Origin of the sequence: uncultured Parvibaculum sp., assembly GCF_963975745.1 — a bacterium.
Classification (GTDB): Bacteria; Pseudomonadota; Alphaproteobacteria; order Parvibaculales; family Parvibaculaceae; genus Parvibaculum.
In genome coordinates this window covers 1-18,646 of the sequence record NZ_CAXBIB010000011.1, presented here as the reverse complement: position 1 = coordinate 18,646, position 18,646 = coordinate 1, and the positions used below count along the sequence as shown (strand labels likewise).

At 64.0% G+C, this 18,646-nt stretch carries 20 protein-coding genes and 1 pseudogene; 12 read left to right on the top strand and 9 right to left on the bottom strand.

Annotated elements, in window-relative coordinates:
* Positions 1 to 38: 38 nt before the first annotated feature.
* The 7 genes from AAC071_RS10130 to AAC071_RS10100 all read right to left on the bottom strand — a co-directional run bounded on the left by AAC071_RS10130 (position 39) and on the right by AAC071_RS10100 (position 7,953).
* Positions 39 to 845, bottom strand: coding sequence for an ABC transporter permease (locus AAC071_RS10130; protein WP_339832203.1), 807 nt, complete (start codon positions 843 to 845; stop codon positions 39 to 41).
* The gene (locus AAC071_RS10125; RefSeq protein WP_339832201.1) at positions 842 to 1,621 is read right to left on the bottom strand and encodes an ABC transporter ATP-binding protein; all 780 of its coding nucleotides are present in this window, start codon (positions 1,619 to 1,621) and stop codon (positions 842 to 844) included. Before AAC071_RS10125 ends, AAC071_RS10130 begins: the two co-directional genes overlap by 4 nt.
* A 17-nt stretch (positions 1,622 to 1,638) precedes the next feature.
* Positions 1,639 to 2,682: an ABC transporter substrate-binding protein gene (locus tag AAC071_RS10120; protein WP_339832198.1), complete on the bottom strand. Its 1,044-nt coding sequence runs from the start codon at positions 2,680 to 2,682 to the stop codon at positions 1,639 to 1,641.
* Between the two features lie 102 nt (positions 2,683 to 2,784).
* The gene (locus AAC071_RS10115; RefSeq protein ID WP_339832196.1) at positions 2,785 to 3,303 is read right to left on the bottom strand and encodes a DUF1254 domain-containing protein; all 519 of its coding nucleotides are present in this window, start codon (positions 3,301 to 3,303) and stop codon (positions 2,785 to 2,787) included.
* A complete protein-coding gene (locus tag AAC071_RS10110; RefSeq protein ID WP_339832194.1) occupies positions 3,300 to 3,914 on the bottom strand; it encodes a DUF1214 domain-containing protein in 615 nt (204 codons plus the stop codon). The genes AAC071_RS10115 and AAC071_RS10110 overlap by 4 nt, the downstream gene beginning before the upstream one ends.
* Before the next feature lie 103 nt (positions 3,915 to 4,017).
* Complete coding sequence (locus AAC071_RS10105) at positions 4,018 to 5,826, bottom strand: ATP-binding cassette domain-containing protein (RefSeq protein ID WP_339832192.1); 1,809 nt, start codon at positions 5,824 to 5,826, stop codon at positions 4,018 to 4,020.
* A gap of 72 nt (positions 5,827 to 5,898) precedes the next feature.
* Positions 5,899 to 7,953 (bottom strand): PBP1A family penicillin-binding protein, encoded by a 2,055-nt coding sequence (locus AAC071_RS10100; protein WP_339832190.1) that lies wholly within the window; start codon positions 7,951 to 7,953, stop codon positions 5,899 to 5,901.
* A 204-nt stretch (positions 7,954 to 8,157) separates the two neighbouring features.
* On the opposite strand from AAC071_RS10100, the gene AAC071_RS10095 reads away from it, so the two are divergent.
* The gene (locus AAC071_RS10095; RefSeq protein WP_339832187.1) at positions 8,158 to 8,619 is read left to right on the top strand and encodes a YcgN family cysteine cluster protein; all 462 of its coding nucleotides are present in this window, start codon (positions 8,158 to 8,160) and stop codon (positions 8,617 to 8,619) included.
* A gap of 141 nt (positions 8,620 to 8,760) precedes the next feature.
* Positions 8,761 to 10,269: an inorganic phosphate transporter gene (locus tag AAC071_RS10090; protein WP_339832184.1), complete on the top strand. Its 1,509-nt coding sequence runs from the start codon at positions 8,761 to 8,763 to the stop codon at positions 10,267 to 10,269.
* A 211-nt stretch (positions 10,270 to 10,480) separates the two neighbouring features.
* Here AAC071_RS10090 and AAC071_RS10085 read toward each other — a convergent pair whose 3' ends face one another.
* The gene (locus AAC071_RS10085; RefSeq protein WP_339832183.1) at positions 10,481 to 10,945 is read right to left on the bottom strand and encodes an NUDIX hydrolase; all 465 of its coding nucleotides are present in this window, start codon (positions 10,943 to 10,945) and stop codon (positions 10,481 to 10,483) included.
* A 340-nt stretch (positions 10,946 to 11,285) separates the two neighbouring features.
* Between AAC071_RS10085 and AAC071_RS10080 the strand changes: the two genes are divergently transcribed.
* The 8 genes and pseudogenes from AAC071_RS10080 (at position 11,286) to AAC071_RS10045 (ending at position 17,329) form a co-directional block, all read left to right on the top strand.
* Positions 11,286 to 11,891 (top strand): hypothetical protein, encoded by a 606-nt coding sequence (locus AAC071_RS10080; RefSeq protein ID WP_339832182.1) that lies wholly within the window; start codon positions 11,286 to 11,288, stop codon positions 11,889 to 11,891.
* Entirely contained in the window at positions 11,851 to 13,086 is a 1,236-nt protein-coding gene (locus tag AAC071_RS10075) for a terminase family protein (RefSeq protein WP_339832181.1), read from the top strand. Before AAC071_RS10080 ends, AAC071_RS10075 begins: the two co-directional genes overlap by 41 nt.
* A gap of 185 nt (positions 13,087 to 13,271) precedes the next feature.
* A complete protein-coding gene (locus tag AAC071_RS10070) occupies positions 13,272 to 13,646 on the top strand; it encodes a hypothetical protein (RefSeq protein ID WP_339832180.1) in 375 nt (124 codons plus the stop codon).
* A gap of 296 nt (positions 13,647 to 13,942) precedes the next feature.
* Positions 13,943 to 14,173, top strand: a pseudogene (locus AAC071_RS10065) (ATP-binding protein); the annotation flags it as partial.
* Between the two features lie 342 nt (positions 14,174 to 14,515).
* The gene (locus AAC071_RS10060) at positions 14,516 to 14,728 is read left to right on the top strand and encodes a hypothetical protein (RefSeq protein ID WP_339832179.1); all 213 of its coding nucleotides are present in this window, start codon (positions 14,516 to 14,518) and stop codon (positions 14,726 to 14,728) included.
* 132 nt (positions 14,729 to 14,860) lie between these two features.
* A complete protein-coding gene (locus AAC071_RS10055; RefSeq protein WP_339832178.1) occupies positions 14,861 to 15,559 on the top strand; it encodes a hypothetical protein in 699 nt (232 codons plus the stop codon).
* 34 nt (positions 15,560 to 15,593) lie between these two features.
* Positions 15,594 to 15,707: a large terminase gene (locus tag AAC071_RS10050; protein WP_339832177.1), complete on the top strand. Its 114-nt coding sequence runs from the start codon at positions 15,594 to 15,596 to the stop codon at positions 15,705 to 15,707.
* Between the two features lie 413 nt (positions 15,708 to 16,120).
* Entirely contained in the window at positions 16,121 to 17,329 is a 1,209-nt protein-coding gene (locus tag AAC071_RS10045; RefSeq protein WP_339832176.1) for a phage portal protein, read from the top strand.
* On the opposite strand, the gene AAC071_RS10040 is transcribed toward AAC071_RS10045, so the two are convergent.
* On the bottom strand, positions 17,298 to 17,594 hold the full coding sequence (locus tag AAC071_RS10040) for a hypothetical protein (protein WP_339832174.1): 297 nt from the start codon (positions 17,592 to 17,594) through the stop codon (positions 17,298 to 17,300). The two genes, AAC071_RS10045 and AAC071_RS10040, sit on opposite strands and share 32 nt — an antisense overlap.
* A 42-nt stretch (positions 17,595 to 17,636) precedes the next feature.
* Here AAC071_RS10040 and AAC071_RS10035 point away from each other — a divergent pair, with 42 nt between their 5' ends.
* Both AAC071_RS10035 and AAC071_RS10030 read left to right on the top strand, forming a co-directional pair.
* Positions 17,637 to 17,879 carry a hypothetical protein gene (locus AAC071_RS10035; protein ID WP_339832172.1) on the top strand — a complete coding sequence of 81 codons (243 nt, stop codon included), beginning with the start codon at positions 17,637 to 17,639 and terminating at the stop codon, positions 17,877 to 17,879.
* Between the two features lie 45 nt (positions 17,880 to 17,924).
* Positions 17,925 to 18,509 carry a hypothetical protein gene (locus AAC071_RS10030; protein ID WP_339832170.1) on the top strand — a complete coding sequence of 195 codons (585 nt, stop codon included), beginning with the start codon at positions 17,925 to 17,927 and terminating at the stop codon, positions 18,507 to 18,509.
* The last annotated feature ends 137 nt before the right edge of the window (positions 18,510 to 18,646 follow it).

Sequence of the window (18,646 nt, the reverse complement as noted above, 5' to 3'; positions counted from 1 at the left end):
CGGTACGGCGCGGAAATCGGCCAGTTTGGCTGGACGCCTCAGAACTCGCGGCGGACAGCGCTTTCGTGCCAGCGCCGCAGCAGCAGATGCTCGAGCCAGGTCAGGCTGAAGAAGATTGCGATGCCAAGCCCCGAAAGCAGGAACAGCGCAGCGAACATGCGCGGGATGTCGAGGCGGTAGCCGGCCTCGACGATGCGCCAGGCAAGCCCGGTTCCGGTGCCCGAGCCGGCAACGAACTCGGCGACCACGGCGCCGATCAGCGCCAGCCCGCCCGATATCTTCATGCCGGCCAGGATGTAGGGCAGGGCCGAGGGCAGTTGCAGCTCGGTCAGGATCTGCCAGCGGCTGGCGCCATAGAGCCGGAAGAGATCGCGCAGATTGTGATCGGCCGAGCGCAGCCCCAGCGTCGTGTTGGAAAGGATCGGGAAGAAGGCGACGATCCAGGCGAGGATCAGCACCGCCAGCTCGATGCGGTCATAGCCGACCCAGATCAGGATGAGCGGTGCGATGGCGACCACGGGCGTCACCTGCAGCGCCACCGCATAGGGAAAGAGCGCCATCTCGATCCGCCGGCTTTGCGAAAACAGAATGGCAAGGCCGATACCGCCGGCGGCGGCGAGCAGGAATGCCATCAGCGTCACGCGCAGCGTTACCCAGAGCGATGCCATCAGCGAACCGAAATTGAGCGTGAGGCTGGCCCAGATGGCGCTGGGTGCGGGCAGCACAAAGGGCCGCACTTCGCCGAAATGGACGATCGCTTCCCAGACAGCGAGAAACGCAACGCCGACCAGAACCGGGACGACAACACGCATCGCGTGCGCCAGCGCCGTCTCTCCGCCGTTCATGGCAGGGCCCCCTCGCGCAGGGCCGCGCTGACGGTCGCACATTGATCGACATAGCCATGCGAACGGCGAAACGCCGGTCCGCGCGGGTGGGACGCGTCGATGGCGACCGCGTCGAGCACGCGCCCCGGCCGCGCGCCCATCACCAGCACGCGCTCCGAGAGATAGACCGACTCGTAGATGCTGTGCGTCACGAAGATCACCGTCCAGCGCTGGCTGCGCCAGAGTTCCAGCAGGTCGTCGTCGAGCTTCTCGCGCGTGAATTCGTCGAGCGCCGCAAAGGGTTCGTCCATCAGCAGCACGGGCGGTGCGGTCACCAGCGCGCGCGCCAGCGACACGCGCATCTTCATGCCGCCCGAAAGCTCGCGCGGGAAAGCGCCGGCGAAATCGGCCAGGCCGACGCGATCCAGCGCATCCATCAGTTGCGGTCGTGCCTTGTCGCGCGCGACGCCGCGCAGCTTCAAAGGCAGATGCACATTGTCGAGCACCGAAGCCCAGGGCATCAAGGTCGCATCCTGAAAGACGAAGCCGATATCGGCCGGTCGCGCGCCGTCAGGCGTCGCCCAGCGGATGCCGCCCGCCGTCGGGGCAATGAGCCCCGCGATGATCCGCAGCAAAGTGCTCTTGCCGCAACCCGAAGGTCCGACCAGAGAGACGAAATCGCCCTGGCGGATTTCCGCGTCGACATCCCTGAGTGCCAGTGTACCGCTGCCATATGTCTTGGCGACGCCGGACAGCGTGAGCAGGGGAGGGCGCTTCGGCGCGTCGATCGAATTCATGCCTGCGCGGCCGCCCCCTATTCGCCGGACAGCTGTTTCTTGAGTTCAAGCCCCGCGCCCTGATTGACGAATTCGAGCGTATAGGCGCTGTGAACATCGAGATCGGCCGAGTAGACGCCGGCCCCCACCATCGTCAGATAGAAATCCTTCCAGCGGGCTTCGGTCATGGCGCCGATGCCCAGCGTCAGCGTATCGCCGGAATCGACGATGCCATATCGTTTCATCAGGACGATCGCATTGGCGATCACATCGTCGGTCATGTCGGGATTGTCGCGCTTGATCAGCGCATTGCCGGGCGCCGGATCGCCGTAGAGATAGCTCACCCAGCCGCGGATGCTCGCATCGACAAAGGCCTGCACCAGTTCGGGCCGTTCGGCGATGGTGCGGTCAGCCGCCAGAACGAATGCGGCATAGCCGGGATAGCCATAGTCGGAGAGCAGGAAGACCTGGGGCTCGATGCCGCCCTCCTTGCGGATCATGTAGGGCTCCGACGAAAGATAACCCTGCTGGATCGCCTGCGGATCGGTGAGGAACGGCGCGAGATTGAACGTGTATTTGCGAATCTGGCTGTCCGCGAATCCGTATTTGGCCTTCAGCCACTGCCAGAAGGCGCTGACCGTCGCATCCGACACCATGATCGGCTTGCCCTTCAGGTCGGCAACCGACGTTACATCGTCACGCGGATGAGTGATGAAGACCTGTGGATCCTTTTGGAAGGTGGCCATTACGGCCTTTGCACCGGCGCCGGCTGCGACGATGTTGAGCGGAATGAAATTGTTGGAGCCGATGCCGAAATCGACCGAATGCGCGGCCAGCAATTGGGGGACGTTGATGCCCGGACCGCCCTGCACCAGCGTCACGTCGAGCCCGGCCTCGGCATAATAGCCATTGGCGATTGCCTGGTAGAAGCCGCCATGTTCGGCCTGGGCCTTCCAGTCGGTTGCGAAGCTGATCCGGGAGAGGCCGTTTTCCGGCTGATTGCTCGAACCCAGCGTCAGCACAAGAACGATCGCAACGGCGACCGCTGCCGCCGCAGCGCCCAGGATCAGATTTCGGTTCATCGAGGCCTCCCCCTTGGGACGCGCGGCACATCGCGCCAGCGGCGGCAATGCTATCAGCGGCAAACCCGGAGGGCTACCGGGCGGATGAGGGCGATGTGAGGTTCAGAGCGGCTCGCAATTGGACTGCTGCCGCAAGGCGTCGATCGCGGGGCGGGCTTCGTCCGAAGCGATCAGCGAGCGGAAAAGGATGATCCCGCGGCTGCTCGGTGCGACAACGACAGGCGTTTCGCCGGCCGTCGTCGTCTCGTCGTTTGCCAGGACGATCTCGATGCGGCCGGTCGGCGCCTGCCGGTCGTTGACGACAAAGAAATTGTCGGTATTGGCGGCAAACATCGAAAGCGACCAGTATGTGTCCGGCACGGGCGCAGTGACGCGCAACGGCCTTGCCGCAACGTCATAGACGCAGGCCGTGTAGAGAAGGTCGGGACTCGGCCGGACAATGCCGCGCGTTGCCGCGGTGGCCGGTTCGGGATAGAGCGCCTTGTTGACGCCACCGGCCTGTGCAGCAATACCGGCCATCGCCCGGTTCATGATGCCATAGGGCAGGGCGAAGACGGTCAGGATATGAAAGACGGCGGCGAGAACCACCGTGCCGGCAATCCACATGGGCCAGGTTTTCATTGTGAACATGCCTCCCTGGCGATGCGCGGCAGCACGATCCCGGATGGATCGCGCGCGGCCGCCTCACTCGGATTGTAAAGACGCAGCGTCAGCGTGAACGACCCGTCATTCTCGCCTGTCGGTATCCAGTTGCCATCGCGGGCGCCGCGGCCGATCGAGATCACGAAGCTGTTGTCCTCCTCGCGCGCGACCGTGTTGCCGCCATAGGAATAACGGTCGTGCGGATTGGGGATCAGATAGTGGTCGGCAGCATAGGCTGTGATGCTCCACCAGCGTGCCGGCGGATCGGAACCAAAGATATTGTAGGTGCATTCGGTGCGAAGCGGCGCGCCTTCGTCATCCGTCGCGGCGGTGAAATAGATCGTCTCGTTGCGATTGAGGGCCAGAAGGCCGGCAATGGCGACGCGTGCGCGTGTATAGGGATCGGCCTCGGACGAACCGATGACGTCGCTGGACTCCCAGGGGCCAATGGCAATCGTTCCGCCAAGTCCGCCGCTTCCGAGAAGAAGCAAGGCCGAACCGACGCCCAGGATGAGCGCGACGGAAAAAGAAGCGAGAAGCTTCAGGACGAGCTTCAAAAGTCCCCCACCCGGATCCTCCTGGATCCGCATTCGGCCCGCGTTTCGTCTCGCCAATCCCCCAAGCGAATCGAAACTCTCACCATCCAAAACCGTGCCAGCGCAACAGTCAAAGGGATTGTGCGCGCGTGGTTAATCAGGCGCCGGAAAGCGCCTCGCGCTTCAGCTCAAGCTCCAGCCAGAGTTCCTCGGCAGCAGCGAGTTCGGCTCTGAGGGCATCGTGGCGTGTCGTCGTCCGGTGAAATTCGTCGGGGTCGCGGGTGTAAAGCCCCGCATCTGCGAGCTTTTTCTCAAGGACGGCAATCTCCTGCGCCAGCCGTGGCATCTTTTCCTGCAGCTCTTCCAGCGCCCTGGTGTCCTTGTAACTGAGCTTGGAAGCCGGTCGCGCGCGGTCGGGTCGGGCCGGCGTGGAGGCGCGCCCCGCGGCCGCTCGGGCCGTCGCGGGTCCTTCGCGCCGGGACTGGGACAGATAGTCTGAATAGCCGCCCGGATATTCCACGGCGCCGCCATTGCCGTCCAGCGCGATGACAGAGGTGACGACGCGATCGAGAAAGTCCCGGTCATGGCTGACCAGCAACACCGTGCCGTCGTAATCGGCCAGCATTTCCTGCAGGAGGTCGAGCGTTTCCATGTCGAGATCGTTGGTCGGTTCGTCGAGAATGAGCAGGTTCGATGGCTTGGCGAGCGCCCGGGCCAGCAACAGGCGGCATTGCTCGCCCCCCGACAGCGCCTTGACGGGCTGGCGCGCCTGCGACTCGCGGAACAGGAAGTCCTTCAGATAGGAAACGACATGGCGCGGCTTGCCGCGCACCAGGACCTGATCGCCGCCGCCCTCGCAGAGCGTCTGCCAGAGCGTTGCTTCGGGATCGAGCGCCGCCCGCGTCTGGTCGACATAGACGGGCGTGAGGTTGGTGCCGAGACGGACCGTCCCGCTGTCGGGTTCAAGGGCGCCGGTCAGTATTTTCAGCAGCGTCGTCTTGCCGGCGCCATTGGGTCCGATCAGTCCGACCTTGTCGCCCCGCATGATGCGGGTCGAAAAATCGCGCACGGCAACCCGTTCGCTGCCATCCGGTTGCGGCCAGCTCTTCGAAATCCCGCGGGCCTCGACGACCAGCGAACCTGAGGCGGATCCGCTCTCGGCAACCAGCTCGACGCGTCCGGTCTGACCGACGCGGCGCGCGCGATCGGCGCGCATGGAATGAAGGCGACGCAACCGGCCCTGGTTGCGTGTACGCCGTGCCGAAATTCCTTCGCGCGACCATTGCGTTTCCTGCTCGATCAGCCGGTCGAGCTTGTGCGCGACGATCTCCTCCTCGGCCAGTATCTGTTCCGACCAGTCTTCAAATGCCGCGAAGCCCTTGTCGAGCCGCCGGATCGTGCCGCGCTCGAGCCAGAGGCAGCCCGCAGTGAGGCGGCGCAGAAACGCCCGGTCATGGCTGATCAACACGAAGGCGCCACGGAATTGCGACAGCGTCTGCTCCAGCCATTCGATCGACGGCAGGTCGAGATGATTGGTCGGTTCGTCCAGCAGAAGGATATCGGGTTCTTCGGCCAGCACACGCGCCAGTGCCGCCTTGCGGCCCTCACCGCCCGACAGCGTCGAAGGGACAGCCGAGGGCGAAAGCTTCAATTCGTCGAGAGCTGCCAAGGCCTTGTGCTGTTCGGCGCCGCCGGCTGTTACAAAGTCGAGAACGCTTGCAGCCTTGCCGAAGTCGGGCATCTGCTCGAGATAGGCGATGCGCGTGCCCGGCTGACGGAAGATCTCGCCGCCATCGGGTTCGACAAGGCCGGCGGCAATCCGCAGCAAAGTCGATTTTCCCGAACCGTTGCGCCCGACAAGGCACAGCCTGTCGCCTGCCGCGAGTGCAAAACTCGCCCCCGCGATCAACACCTGGTCGGCGAAGACGACGCGAATGTCGCGAAGGGCGAGAAGCGGGGGGGCCAAGCTGGAAAATCTCTGGGTGGTGGTGACGATGAGCCTGTATGGCGCATCGGACCGTCTGACGCAAACGCAGTCCTAACGCCGGCCGCCAATCGTTTCGCCGCCTCGCCGGAAGCCTTGCCCCCAGTTGCCCGGCCGGCCCTCAAGCTTCGGCGCAGCCGAAAAGAGGTCGCTCAGTTCGGCAAAGAATCCCGTCGGCGCGCTGGTGGCCGTCCTGATTGTGGCGTCGCGGTAGCGTACGGCGCCGGGGAGTGGTGCGGGTGGCTGTCCCTGCTGGGCGGCGGCCATGTATTCGCGCCAGGCGGTGGCGGCGACATTGCTTCCGGCGGCGCCGTCGGTCGGCGTGCTGTCGTCATTGCCGAACCAGACGCCCGCCGTCTCGTTGCCTGTATAGCCGATGAACCAGGCATCGCGATTGTCCTGGCTGGTGCCGGTTTTCCCGGCGGCAAGCCGGCCCCCGATCCGGGCGCCCCGTCCCGTGCCATCCGTCATCACGCTATGGAGCATGTAGGTCATGTCATGCGCATGCTCCGGCTTGGTCGCTTGCGTCACGTCAGGTACATGCGCGTAGAGTACATCGCCGTTCTCGGCGACGATTTCGGAAATGCCGTAGGGCGCGGCTCTCCGTCCCTCGTTTCCGAACACCGAATAGGCCGATGTCAGCTCCAGCAGCGTCACTTCCGCGCTACCGAGAACGACCGAGAGATTGCGCGGCAAGGGCCGTTCGAGACCGAGCCGTCGTGCGGCATTGCCGATACGGTCCATGCCGACCTTGTCGCCGACCTGCACCGCGATCGTGTTGATCGAATGAGCGAGCGCGGTGGCAAGGCTGACGGTGCCCCAGTCGCGCGCCGATGCGTTGCGTGGTGTCCAGCCGCCCATCGAAACGGGTTCATCCGTAACCGGACTGTCGGGCGTGTAGCCGGCTTCCAGTGCCGCCAGATAGACGATGGGCTTGAACGCCGATCCCGGTTGCCGCATTGCTTGCGTTGCGCGGTTGAACTGGCTTTCGAGATAGGAACGCCCGCCGACCATCGCGCGCACGGCGCCGTCGGGACCGAGGGCTACCAGTGCGGCCTGCGAGACGTTGCGCGCGTCGCCGGCATCGGCTAGCGCTTTCGTGATGGCGGCTTCCGCAGCCTTCTGGCGGCGGAGATCGAGCGTTGTGCGAATGGTATAGCGCCCGCTCGCGCCGGGCATGGTTGCGGCAGCCTGTGCCGCGACCCAGTCGACGAAGTATTCCTGGCCCTCGGCGCGGTCACGTATCACGACATCGGCCGGGTTGGCGCGCGCGCCTGCGACTTCCTGAGCGGTCAGCGTTCCGGAATCGACAAGACGGTCGAGGACCTGACCTGCACGGGTGCGGGCACGCTCAAGGTTGTTGCTGGGCGCGAAGCGGCTCGGCGCTTTCGGCAAGCCGGCCAGAATGGCGGCCTCGGCAAGCGATACGTCGCGCACGGACTTGCCGAAGTAGTACTGCGCTGCCGCGTCCATGCCGTAATTGCCGGCACCCATGTAGATGCGGTTGAGATAGAGCGTCAGGATTTCGTCCTTGGAAAGATTGCTCTCGAGCCAGAGCGTGATCAGCGCTTCCTGTGCCTTGCGCATGACGGTGCGGCGGTTGTCGAGATAGAGATTCTTGGCGACCTGCTGCGTGATCGTCGATCCGCCTTCGACGAAGTCGAGCGCCTTGAGATTTGACCACATGGCGCGCGCGATGCCGCGCGGATCGAAACCGTTGTGTTGGTAGAAACGGCGATCCTCGGTCGCGAGCACGGCCATGATCAGATAGGGCGGCAGTTCGCCAAGCGGAACGGTTGGTGCCGTGCGTTTGCCGCGGCTGCCGATCTCGTCGCCATTGGTGTCGAGCACCGTCAGCATCAGCGTTTCATCGGGCCCGGCATCGATCACCCGTTGCAGGTTGGGCAACATCAACAGGACCAGTGTAAACGTGCCCAGAATGAACGCCGTCAGAATGAATGATGTTGTCGCGAGGAGGTCGGGCTGCCAGCGCCGTTTCGCGCGCGGGCGGTCGCCGTCATTCCTGTCCGGCGGTATCGGCAGGTCGTGCACCGGCGTGCCGCGCTGCTGCGCGCGCATCGGGTAGAGATCGTGATCGTCCTGCGACACGGTTAATGGCCTCGAAAGCTACACGTCCGGCGTTATCCGGACAGGGTTTTCATGCGAGCCTTGTGCCAGCCGGATCTGCGCCGAAACGAGACTGGATCAACTTTGTGCGGGGAATAGGGCGGCATCGCGGCAAAGCGGGGGCAGGAAAAGTGCGACTTTCCGGAACCGCTTGACGGAAGCCGCGGCGCGCGCTTCTGTCCCGGAATGAACGGCACCGGCGAACCCTTCTGGCGTGTCAAACGCCTTGACGAAATGAACCGCGCGGAGTGGGAGAGCCTCTGCGACGGCTGCGCGAAGTGCTGCCTGACCAAGCTCGAGGACGAGGACACGGGCACGATCGAATATACCGACATCGCCTGCCGTCTGCTGGATGCGGAGACCTGCCGCTGCTCCGACTATCCGAACCGCTCTGTGCGCGTGCCCGATTGCGTGACGCTGACGCCGAAGAATCTCGATGACATCGACTGGATGCCGCCCTCCTGCGCCTACAGGCTGTTGAAGGAAGGCAAGGATCTGCCCTGGTGGCACCCGCTGGTCTCGGGCGAATACGAGGCAGTACGGCTGGCCGGTATGTCCGTCCACGGACGGTTTCTCTACGAGGACGAGGTCGACATGGAAGACCTCGAGGACCGCATCGTCGACTGGCCGCTGATGCCCCCCGAGTGACAGCGAAAACGGCAGCGGACCCCCCCCTCTGTCACGCAACTGTCAAAAAACTGTCACAAACCCTAGGCGGGAACCGCCCGAAATGCTAAAGGCTCTCCCCGGCCGGTCTGCCCGCGGGCGGCGGACGATTCGGGGGCGATTTTGGCGAAGAGCACACTCGACAAGGATCTGAAAAAGGTCGTCCGTCTCGAAGAGGCGACCTATGCGCTGTCGCGCTCGATCGCGGCGCCGGGTCTGGCGATCATTTTCCTGCTGGCGGTGTTCCTGTTCATGAGCGGCCTTGCCCCGGCAGGGCCGTTGAGCCTGTTCGTGATCGCGGGCGGCGTGATCGCCGGCTACATGGCGCTGAACATCGGCGCCAACGACGTCGCCAACAACATGGGGCCGGCGGTCGGCAGCCGCGCCCTGCCGCTCGGCGCCGCGCTGGTCATCGCCGCGATCTGCGAGGCGGCGGGCGCGATCCTGGCGGGCGGCGACGTCGTCAACACGATCTCGCGCAACATCGTGCAGCCGGCCGAAGCGTTCCAGGTCCTCGATTTCGTGATGCTGATGGTGGCGTCGCTCCTTGCGGCCGGCATGTGGCTGCATCTCGCGACCTTCCTCAACGCGCCCGTCTCGACGACCCATTCGATCGTCGGCGGCGTGGTCGGCGCCGGCATCGCCGCCGCCGGCATGGCGGCGATCAACTGGCCGATGATGGGCGCGATCGCGGCGAGCTGGGTGATCTCGCCGGTGATGGGCGGCATCATCGCGGCCGCCCTTCTCGGTTTCGTCAAATGGCGGGTGCTGTTCCGCGACGACGACCGCATCGCGGCGGCGAAACGCTGGGTGCCGGTGATGATCGGCCTGATGGCCGGCGTCTTCGCGATGTATCTGGCGCTGAAGGGCTTCTCGCGTGTCTGGAAGCCCGCAGCCGGAACGGTCTGGGCGCTCGGCGCGGCCGGTTTCGTCGCCGGCTGGTTCATGACCCGGCCCTGGGTCGAGCGGCGCGCCGCGGCGATCGAGAACCGCCGCAAGCATGTGGCCAAGCTCTTCACCCTGCCGCTGATCTTCGCCGCCGCCCTCCTGTCCTTTGCGCATGGCGCCAACGACGTCGCCAATGCAGTCGGTCCGCTGGCCGCCATCGTGGCCGCGGCCGAGGCCGGTCAGGCCGCGCCCGACAAGGTGGCGCTGCCGCTCTGGGTGCTGCTGATCGGCGCCATGGGCATCGCGCTCGGCCTGGCACTGTTCGGCCCGCGCCTCATTCGCACGGTGGGCGAGAAGATCACCAAGATGGATGCGGTGCGCGCCTTCTGCGTCGCGCTGGCCGCCGCCATCACGGTGCTGATCGCCTCGGCGCTGGGCCTGCCGGTCTCCTCGACCCATATCGCGATCGGCGGCGTCTTCGGCGTCGGCTTCCTGCGCGAATTCCTGGCCAATAACGGCCTCAATGCCGATGCGCCGAAAAAGAAGAAGGTCCGCGCCGGCGACCCCGACACGCTGAACAAGACGCCCGAAGAGGCGATCCGCCGCCAGACCAAGCGCGAGGCACGCCGTCTGGTGCGGCGCGCCCATGTGCTGACCATCGCCGCCGCCTGGGTGATCACCGTGCCGGCGGCCGGAATGCTGGCGGGCGGTATCTATGTGGTGCTGAAACTCACCATGGCTTGAGGCGGCCGTCAAAAACTAGTCGGTTACCTCCTTGTCGCCACCCTCCCCTTGGGGAGGGTCGAAATTTGTGAAGCGCAAGCGAAACAAATTTCGGGGCGGGGGCCGCGGCGCCCTCTCCCCCGCCCCGAAAAATTCTTCGCAAGCTCGAATTTTTCGACCCGCCCCCAGGGGCGGGTGGGTTGAGAGGGATGCACGGCACCTCTTTCCGCTGCTACGGCTGCCCGCGCAGCATCAATGCCAGTTCGGCAAGGCGCGGTTCCGACAGCAGCTTGCGGGCCTCGTTCAGCGAGGCCCAGTGGCGGCGGCGCTGCCGCTTCTCGGGCCAGTCCTCATGCTGCTGCGTGACGCGCAGCGGATAGAGTTCGACCTCGATCGGGAGCGGCCGGAGGCCGCGCCGCTTGAAGCTGCCATAGGCGCCCAGCGGCAGGGGCGCGACCTCGCCCTCGACGCCGGCTTCCTCGAAGGCCTCGCGCGCGGCGGCCTCGGCCGGCGTCAGCCCCGTCATCAGCCCGCCCTTGGGAAAGATCCAGCGCCCGGTGCGCCGCGAGGTGACCAGCAGCACCGCGACCTGGCCGTCGACCACCGCATAGGGGATGGCGCCGACCTGGCGCTGCGGCGCGCTCGGCGCGTGGCGGCGCAGCGTGTAGCGAAGCGAGACGATCATTCGGCGCAGCATGGGAACTCCGGGTTGGACGGGGCGAGCATAGCCGAGTCGGCGGCGGTTGTGGCGGATTCTCGAAGGGAAGGGGTTTGCACGCAGAGGCGCAGAGACGCAGAGGTGCAGCGGGTGACGCGAAAGCAGTGTTTTCTCCAGACAGCCGAAAGGAGGAATGACTGGCGCTTCGCGCCGAAGGCGCAATTGTTCTTCTCTGCGTCTCTGCGTCTCTGCGTGCATTCCTCCCTTCCTTGCGTTTGGCTGCCGCGAAAAAACCACGCCTCGAAAGATATCCCCGCTTGTCAGCGCCGCGCTCGATACCCACTTACTGTCCATCTCCAGAATTGCATCCGGACCGAACATGGCGACGAAGCGGAAGACATCCGCCGCGGCGGCGAAGCCGCGCGCGGCTCCGAAAGCGGCGCGGCGCAAGCCCGACGATGCGGGCATCGACTGGGACCGCATCCGCGCCGATTACGAGATCGGCGCGCGGAAGGTCAAGGAAATCGCCGATGCGCACGGCATCAAGTTTCAGAAAATCTCGGCACGCGCGCGACGCGACGGCTGGCCGACGCGGAAGGAAATCCGCTCGACGCAGTACACGGCAACCGGTGCGCCGCTGCCGGTCGATGCCGAGGCGCTGGCGGGACGTCTGATCAAGCTGATCGCCCGCGAGATCGCCGATCTCGAGGCGCAGCGCAAGGTGACGCGCGACGAGGCGCTGGGCGAGCGGCAGGCGCGGCGGCTGGCCTCGCTGGTGCGCTCGGCCGACAAGCTTCATGAAATCGAACAGGCGGCACGGCAGGCAAAGAAGAATGACCCCGAAAGCGACAGAGCAAAACGGCGCGCCGAGGACGAGCGAATCCTCACCGAACTTCGAGATCGCTTCGCTCGCTGCTTTGCCGCCGCCGATGCGGGCGCTGTTCGTGAAGCGGCTGACGCGGCGCGAGGCGCGGGCGCTCCATGATTGCTGGCCCTTCTGGGCGCGGGCCGATCAGCGCGCGCCCGAAGGCCGCTGGACGACCTGGCTGATGCTGGGCGGCCGCGGCGCCGGCAAGACGCGGGCCGGCGCCGAATGGGTGACGGCGGAAGTCGAGGCCGGCCGCGCCGGCCGCATCGCGCTCGTGGGCGAGACGCTGGCCGATGTGCGCGAAGTGATGGTGGACGGGCCGTCGGGCCTGCGCGGCATCGCGCGGAACGGCATGCGGCCGCGCTACGAGGTTTCGCGCCGGCGTCTGCTCTGGCCGAACGGCGCGGTGGCGCATGTCTTTTCGGCCGGCGAACCCGAAAGCCTGCGGGGCCCGCAATTCGACGCGGCCTGGGGCGACGAGCTGGCCAAATGGCGTCACGCCGAAGCGGCCTGGGACATGTTGCAATTCGGCCTGCGCCTCGGCACGCGGCCGCGCCAGGTGATGACGACGACGCCGCGTCCGGTGCCGCTGGTCAAGCGCCTGCTGGCCGATCCGGCAACCGCGGTGACGCGGGCCGCGACCGCGGCCAATCGCGCCCATCTGGCCGACGGCTTCCTGCGCAATGTGATGGCGCGCTATCGCGGCACGCGGCTGGGGCGCCAGGAACTCGATGCCGAGCTGATCGAGGACAATCCGGACGCGCTGTGGACGCGCGAGACGATCGAGAAGGGAAGGTTGCGCGACATCCGCGACCTGGTGCGCGTGGTGGTGGCGGTCGATCCGCCGGCCTCGAGCGGCGCCGGTGCCGATGAATGCGGCATTGTCTGCGCAGGGCTGGGGCCCGACGGCAGGGCTTATGTGATCGACGATCGTTCGATGGGCAGGCTCTCGCCGCTGGCCTGGGCAAAGCGCGTGGCGGGCTGCTTCCGCGCCCATCAGGCCGACCGGATCGTCGCCGAAGCCAATAATGGCGGCGAGATGGTGGCGCAGGTGATGCGCCAGGAAATGCCCGAGGCGCCGATCCGGCTGGTGCATGCAACGCGCGGCAAGCGCCTGCGCGCCGAACCCGTGGCGGCGCTTTACGAGCGCGGGCTGGTGCATCATGTCGGCGCGTTTGCGAAACTCGAGGACCAGATGTGCGACTGGGCGCCGGGTGCGAAAAGCCCCGACCGCCTCGACGCGCTGGTCTGGGCGCTGACGGAACTGATGCTGTCGGGCGAGGCGGGCGAGCCGAAGGTGAGAAGGTTGTGAAGGGGGTGGCACGCGGAGGTGCGCAGAACTCGAAACGGAACCAAAAATTGACCTTGTAACTACTTGATTTTCCTTGTGTATCAATAAGCTATTGAATCTGCAGGGAATTTGGCCTAAATCTTTGGCTTGCAGGCTATGGATGGGGAACCGGGGGGCTTGGTTTGAACGCTTCCCAGGGTAGCAAAATGTCTGACGAATTCTCTGTGACGATAAGCGCGGTCGTGTTTCCCGACGGTGACTATTGGGTTGTCCAGGGCATCGAGCACGACATCTGTGCGCAAGGAAGAACAATCAAGGATGCGTGTCAGGCGTTTGAAGAAGCTGTCTGCGCGAATGCGATGATTGGCTTGGCCGGAGGCATCGCTCCGCTCGCCGATATATCCCCTGCTCCCGAGAAATACCGGCGAATGTTCGAGCATGCTTCCATGAGCATGACGGCGACGCAATCGGAGCCGGTGTGTCTCCCGTTGTCTCGGGAAGGAGAGGCGCGGACCTTCATCCCGGTTCTTCGGTTGTTTGAAAACTCGACGGAAAACGGCAACGTATCCGCGTATGCCTGATTGAGCCTGCGCGCGGTCAAAGGGGGGACTTTGGCAGAGCCATTGGGCGTCCGCCCGACGCTTGCGGAACTCATATACGAGCTGGAGACCCTGGGTTGCTCCATTGTCGACCTTTCCAAGGCGATTTACGGCCCTCGCGGTCCGATAAAAGCCAGATATGTAAAGAACCCCGCGACCGACGGTCACTGCATATTGCCGAACATCCCCATGGATGAACGCGTGACGATCCCTCTGATCGAGAGCATCGAACGGAGACTCGGCGTAAAGACCCGCTTCACGGGCTAACCAGCACGCATGTCACCTTCGCCCATGCGACGCGCGGCAAGCGGCTGCACGCCGAGCCCGTGGCGGCGCTTTACGAGCGGGGCCTCGTGCATCATGTCGGCGCGTTTGCGAAACTCGAGGACCAGATGTGCGACTGGACGCCGGGCGCAAAAAGCCCCGACCGCCTCGACGCGCTGGTCTGGGCGCTGACGGAACTGATGCTGTCGGGCGAGGCGGGCGAGCCGAAGCTGCGGAGGCTGTAGAGGTAACTGCAGGCTGGATTCCGCAGGCTGCAGAAACCGTTTATTCGCAATGCCTTAAAAGAAAAAAAGCAACGATTCTATATGTGAGGCATGATATCGCGATATCAAATTTTGTTAGTGCTGGTATCGTCAGCATGCTACTTTTACGAGCGATACCGATTTGGAAGTGAGGGTGTCTAAGTTGGCAGTAGGGGTACAGCGACCCGCATCAATTGGACCCTAAGGTCTGTCCGGGATCGCCAGTTCACGGACCCACAGAGTTTTTGGCAAAGCGCCGGAGTGTGGTGTACTTGCCATTAGGTGCTGAACCAGCACTTTGTCGTTGTTCATGGAGACATTGATATGCGCGTTATGTCGAAAGAGCAGTCCGAGATTCTGGATAAGCTGACAAAACTTGCATATGGAGATTTCAACCTCGTGGAAGAGGCTATTACGGCGTGTTCAGCGGGGACCATGACGGCGCCCCTTGCTGAAGTGATCGCTTATATCGAGAGACGGCGCGTGAATCCAAATGATAATTCGGCACAGCAAGAGAAAATTGCTGCGCTCGCTTAAGGTTGTTAAAACCTGGATATTGCAGCGAAAACACTATTTTTAGTTGCCTTTGTTCAGCCGGGAATTGGTTTTTTCCTCGGCATCTACTCGCTCAACAGGTTCTCGCGTGATGTAGCTGGCACTAGCGTGCTGATGGAATTGGCAGTTGTTTTGCCGATAGCGCTTATTGCTCATGCTTTGGCCGCGACGATATTTTTTGTTCTAAATCTAGTTTCTATTGAATGTTTCAATCTCAATTTTGTGGACGTTGTTCATGATGCGTATGTGAGCACCCAGAATGGTGTGGGTATAGTTCGCAGATATTATAGCTGGCTTCCTATCGCAGCCTTTGGAGTTTTTTATATCTTGGGCCTGTCCGCTTTGGCCTTCTGGGCGGGACGGTACGTCGGCAAGGCGGTCATTATCGGCCCCCTCAGGATGTTTGCGCGTCACAAGTGGATATACGAAATCATTTATGTTAGCCGTCATGAGCAGGCCAACGTCCAAGCACATGTAATGACTCATATCCGGCAGGATGGCAGAGTCCTGATGTATCGCGGGTATCTAGAGGAGTTTTATTTCGCGCCGGACGGATCAATCAGCTATCTCCTGCTGAACAAATGCCATCGTTTATACTTGCACCTGAACGAGAGATCCCCAGAGACAAGTCCGGATCAGCACATCCTACCCTTGGCCAATAGCGAAAGTGCCGAAAAGGGATTCAAGCCGTTTTTGATGATCGAGGGTGAGGATATCGCCAACGTCGTATTCGAGCGTCGACCGTCAGTTGGTATTGCAGATACAGCAATCGGTACGTTGGATGAAGCTCTCAAGACGATTAACAGTTCCTAGCTGAAACGCTTCGTTGCTCGCCTAGGCAAAGCGCGTGGCCGGTTGCTTCCGCGCACATGAGGCCGACCGGCTCGACGCCCTGGTCTGGGCGCTGACGGAGCTGATGCTGTCGGGCGAGGCGGGCGAGCCGAAGCTGCGGGGGCTGTAGGGAAGGAAGAAGAAGGAAGGACTCACGCGGAGTCGCGGAGAAGAGAAGGAAGAAGGGACTCACGCAGAGACGCAGAGAAGGTTTGTTGGCGCTTCGCGCCGGAAGATGATTTGGCGCTCCCTCACCTCTCACCCTTCAATTCGTCATGGCCCGCATGAAGCGGGCCATGACGATTTTGGGTGGTGGTGAATGTTTCTCTGCTTCACCAAAAACAAAAGTGTCACCCCGGTGATCCCGGCTTTCGCCGGGACAAGAGCTGGGGTCCATCTGACTCGCCACTTGTTGCTGCCGCCCATGGATCCCGGTGTTCCCGGCTTTCGCCGGGACAGGCGCCGGGGTGACACCATTGGTTGGGTTGGCGGTCGTGCCAGACCCGTGACCCGCAAATCCGGCAAACCGAACGAGGACGACCGATGCCCAATCCGTTGATGGCATTCGCGCGCCTGATGCGCCCCGGCCCCCGCGCGGAAAAGCAGTCGCGCGTGGCGCCGGCGATTGCGTTTCAGGCGCTGGGGCGGCCGGTCTGGACGCCGCGGGATTATGCGGCGCTGGCGGATGAGGGCTTTCAGCGCAATGCGGTCGCCTATCGCTGCGTGCGGGCGATTGCCGAGAGTGCCGCCAATGTGCCCTGGCTGCTTTACGAGGGCGACCGCGAGCTCGCCGAGCATCCGCTGTTGACGCTGCTCGAACGCCCGAATGCCGGCCAGGCCGGGCCCGACCTCTTCGAAAGCTGGTTCGGCTTCCTGCAGGTGGCCGGCAACGCCTATCTCGAACTTGTGGAGGCGGACGGGCGGCCCCGTGAGCTGCATGTGCTGCGCCCCGACCGCATGAAAGTGGTGCCGGGGGCGTCGGGCTGGCCGGCGGCCTACGAGTATGCCGTCAACGGACGGGTGGTGACGATCCCCTGCGACGCGGCGACCGGCGAAAGCCCGGTGCTGCATATGCGGCTCTTCCATCCGCTCGACGATCACTACGGCATGAGCCCGCTTGAGGCCGCCGCCTGCGCCATCGACATCCACAACGCGGCCGGCGGCTGGAACAAGGCGCTGCTCGACAATGCGGCCAGGCCCTCCGGCGCGCTGGTCTACAAGGGCGGCGAGGCGGGCGCCAATCTCAGCGAGGACCAGTTCGAGCGGCTGAAGCGTGAGCTCGCCGACAATTACGCAGGCCCCGCCAATGCCGGCCGGCCGCTGCTGCTTGAAGGCGGGCTTGACTGGAAGCCGATGGGGCTTTCGCCGAAGGACATGGATTTCATCGCGGCGAAAAACGCAGCCGCGCGCGACATCGCGCTGGCCTTCGGCGTGCCGCCGATGCTGCTCGGCATTCCGGGCGACAACACCTATGCCAATTACCGCGAGGCCAACCGCGCCTTCTGGCGCGCGAGTGTGCTGCCGCTCCTGGGCCGCACGGCGCGCGCGCTGACGCGCTGGCTGGGCCCGCATTACGAAGGCGGCACGAAGCTTCGCCTCTGGTACGACGCCGACGCCATCGAGGCCTTGTCGTCGGAACGCGAGGCGCTGTGGGAGCGGGTCGGGAAGGCCGGTTTCCTGTCGGACGACGAGAAACGCGAGGCGGTCGGCTATGGGCGTGTCACGCGCCCTTCGACTTCTGCACGTGATTGAGCACGACGACGAGGCCGACGACGCCGAAGACCATGAAGACGAAACCGAGGCCGATGCCGCGCATCTGGTAGGAGAGATAGAGCAGCATCACCGCCACGACGGCGCCGAAGCCGGCATGGGGCGAGACGCTGTAGCCCTTGAGCGTGAAGAGCGACGGCACGGCGATGCCACGGGCGCGGCTGCGTTTTTCGGTCCAGATCAAGAGCATCGGCGCGACGGCGAGCGCCATGCCCATGGCGAGGATCATCCATTCATCGGCATTCATGCGGGGGGTGTCTCCGGCGGGATGGCAATGGGAGCAGCATACATGAACGGCGACGAAAAACACTGGCATCTCGACCGCCGGGTGCCGATCGCGGTGATCGTGACGCTGCTGCTGCAATCGGCCGCGGCGCTGGTCTGGGCCGGCTCGGCTGCCGAACGCCTCTCGGTGCTGGAGACACGGGCGCTGCGCATCGACGAGATGGTCGAGCGCACGGCCAGGCTCGAGGAGCGCGCGAAGGGCGTGACCGCGGCGCTGGAACGGATCGAGGCGAAGTTGGAGCGGTAGAGGCCCGCCATGGGATCGGCTACTATATCCCGAAGGGGGAACATCATGGCAATACAGGCGCGCGAGGACGAGAGACGCGGCGCGAGCCGCGTGATCCGGTCACGGTCGGCGTTGAAGCTCGCCGTGTTCGGCTTCACAGCCCTGAAGTTTGCGCCTTATGCGATGAGCGGTGTCTGGCCGCTGACCGCCTGGCAGCAGGGCTACGACGTTTCCCTTGCGACGGTCCTGCTGTCTTTTCTGCTGCCGGTGGTCTGTGTGGTCGCTGCTCTTGGAAAGATCGAGCTGCATCCCGACCGGATCGTCTATCTCGGCATCGGTGGCTACCGGACATTGCCGCTGCGTAGCATCACCCGAGCCTACGAAGGCAAGAGTTCGTGGCTGGGTTATGCCATTCTCGAATCGCACGGAAAGCGGAACCTGTTCCTGTCGAGCCTGGAGTTCACAAAGGAAGATGTCGCGCGCGTTCTCGCCTTTCTCGAAGAGCAGGCACGGGAAGGGTCGCGCGCGCTCGATACCGAGATACCCGATTCACAAGCGAAACAGGATCGTCTGATGTCGCGCTTCACGTTTGCTCATTGGGTTGCGGCCTGGCTTGCGGTCGCCCTTCTGCTCGTCATCGTGATGGGCTGATAGTGCCGCGCGGCTGGAAGAGCAAACGAAGGGCGTGATGGCGGCGCTGGCGCGGATCGAGACGAAGCTGGAGCGGTGAAGATCCCACCCTCCCCTTGGGGATTCCTCTGCAAAAGAGAGTGGCATTTGGATTGTAG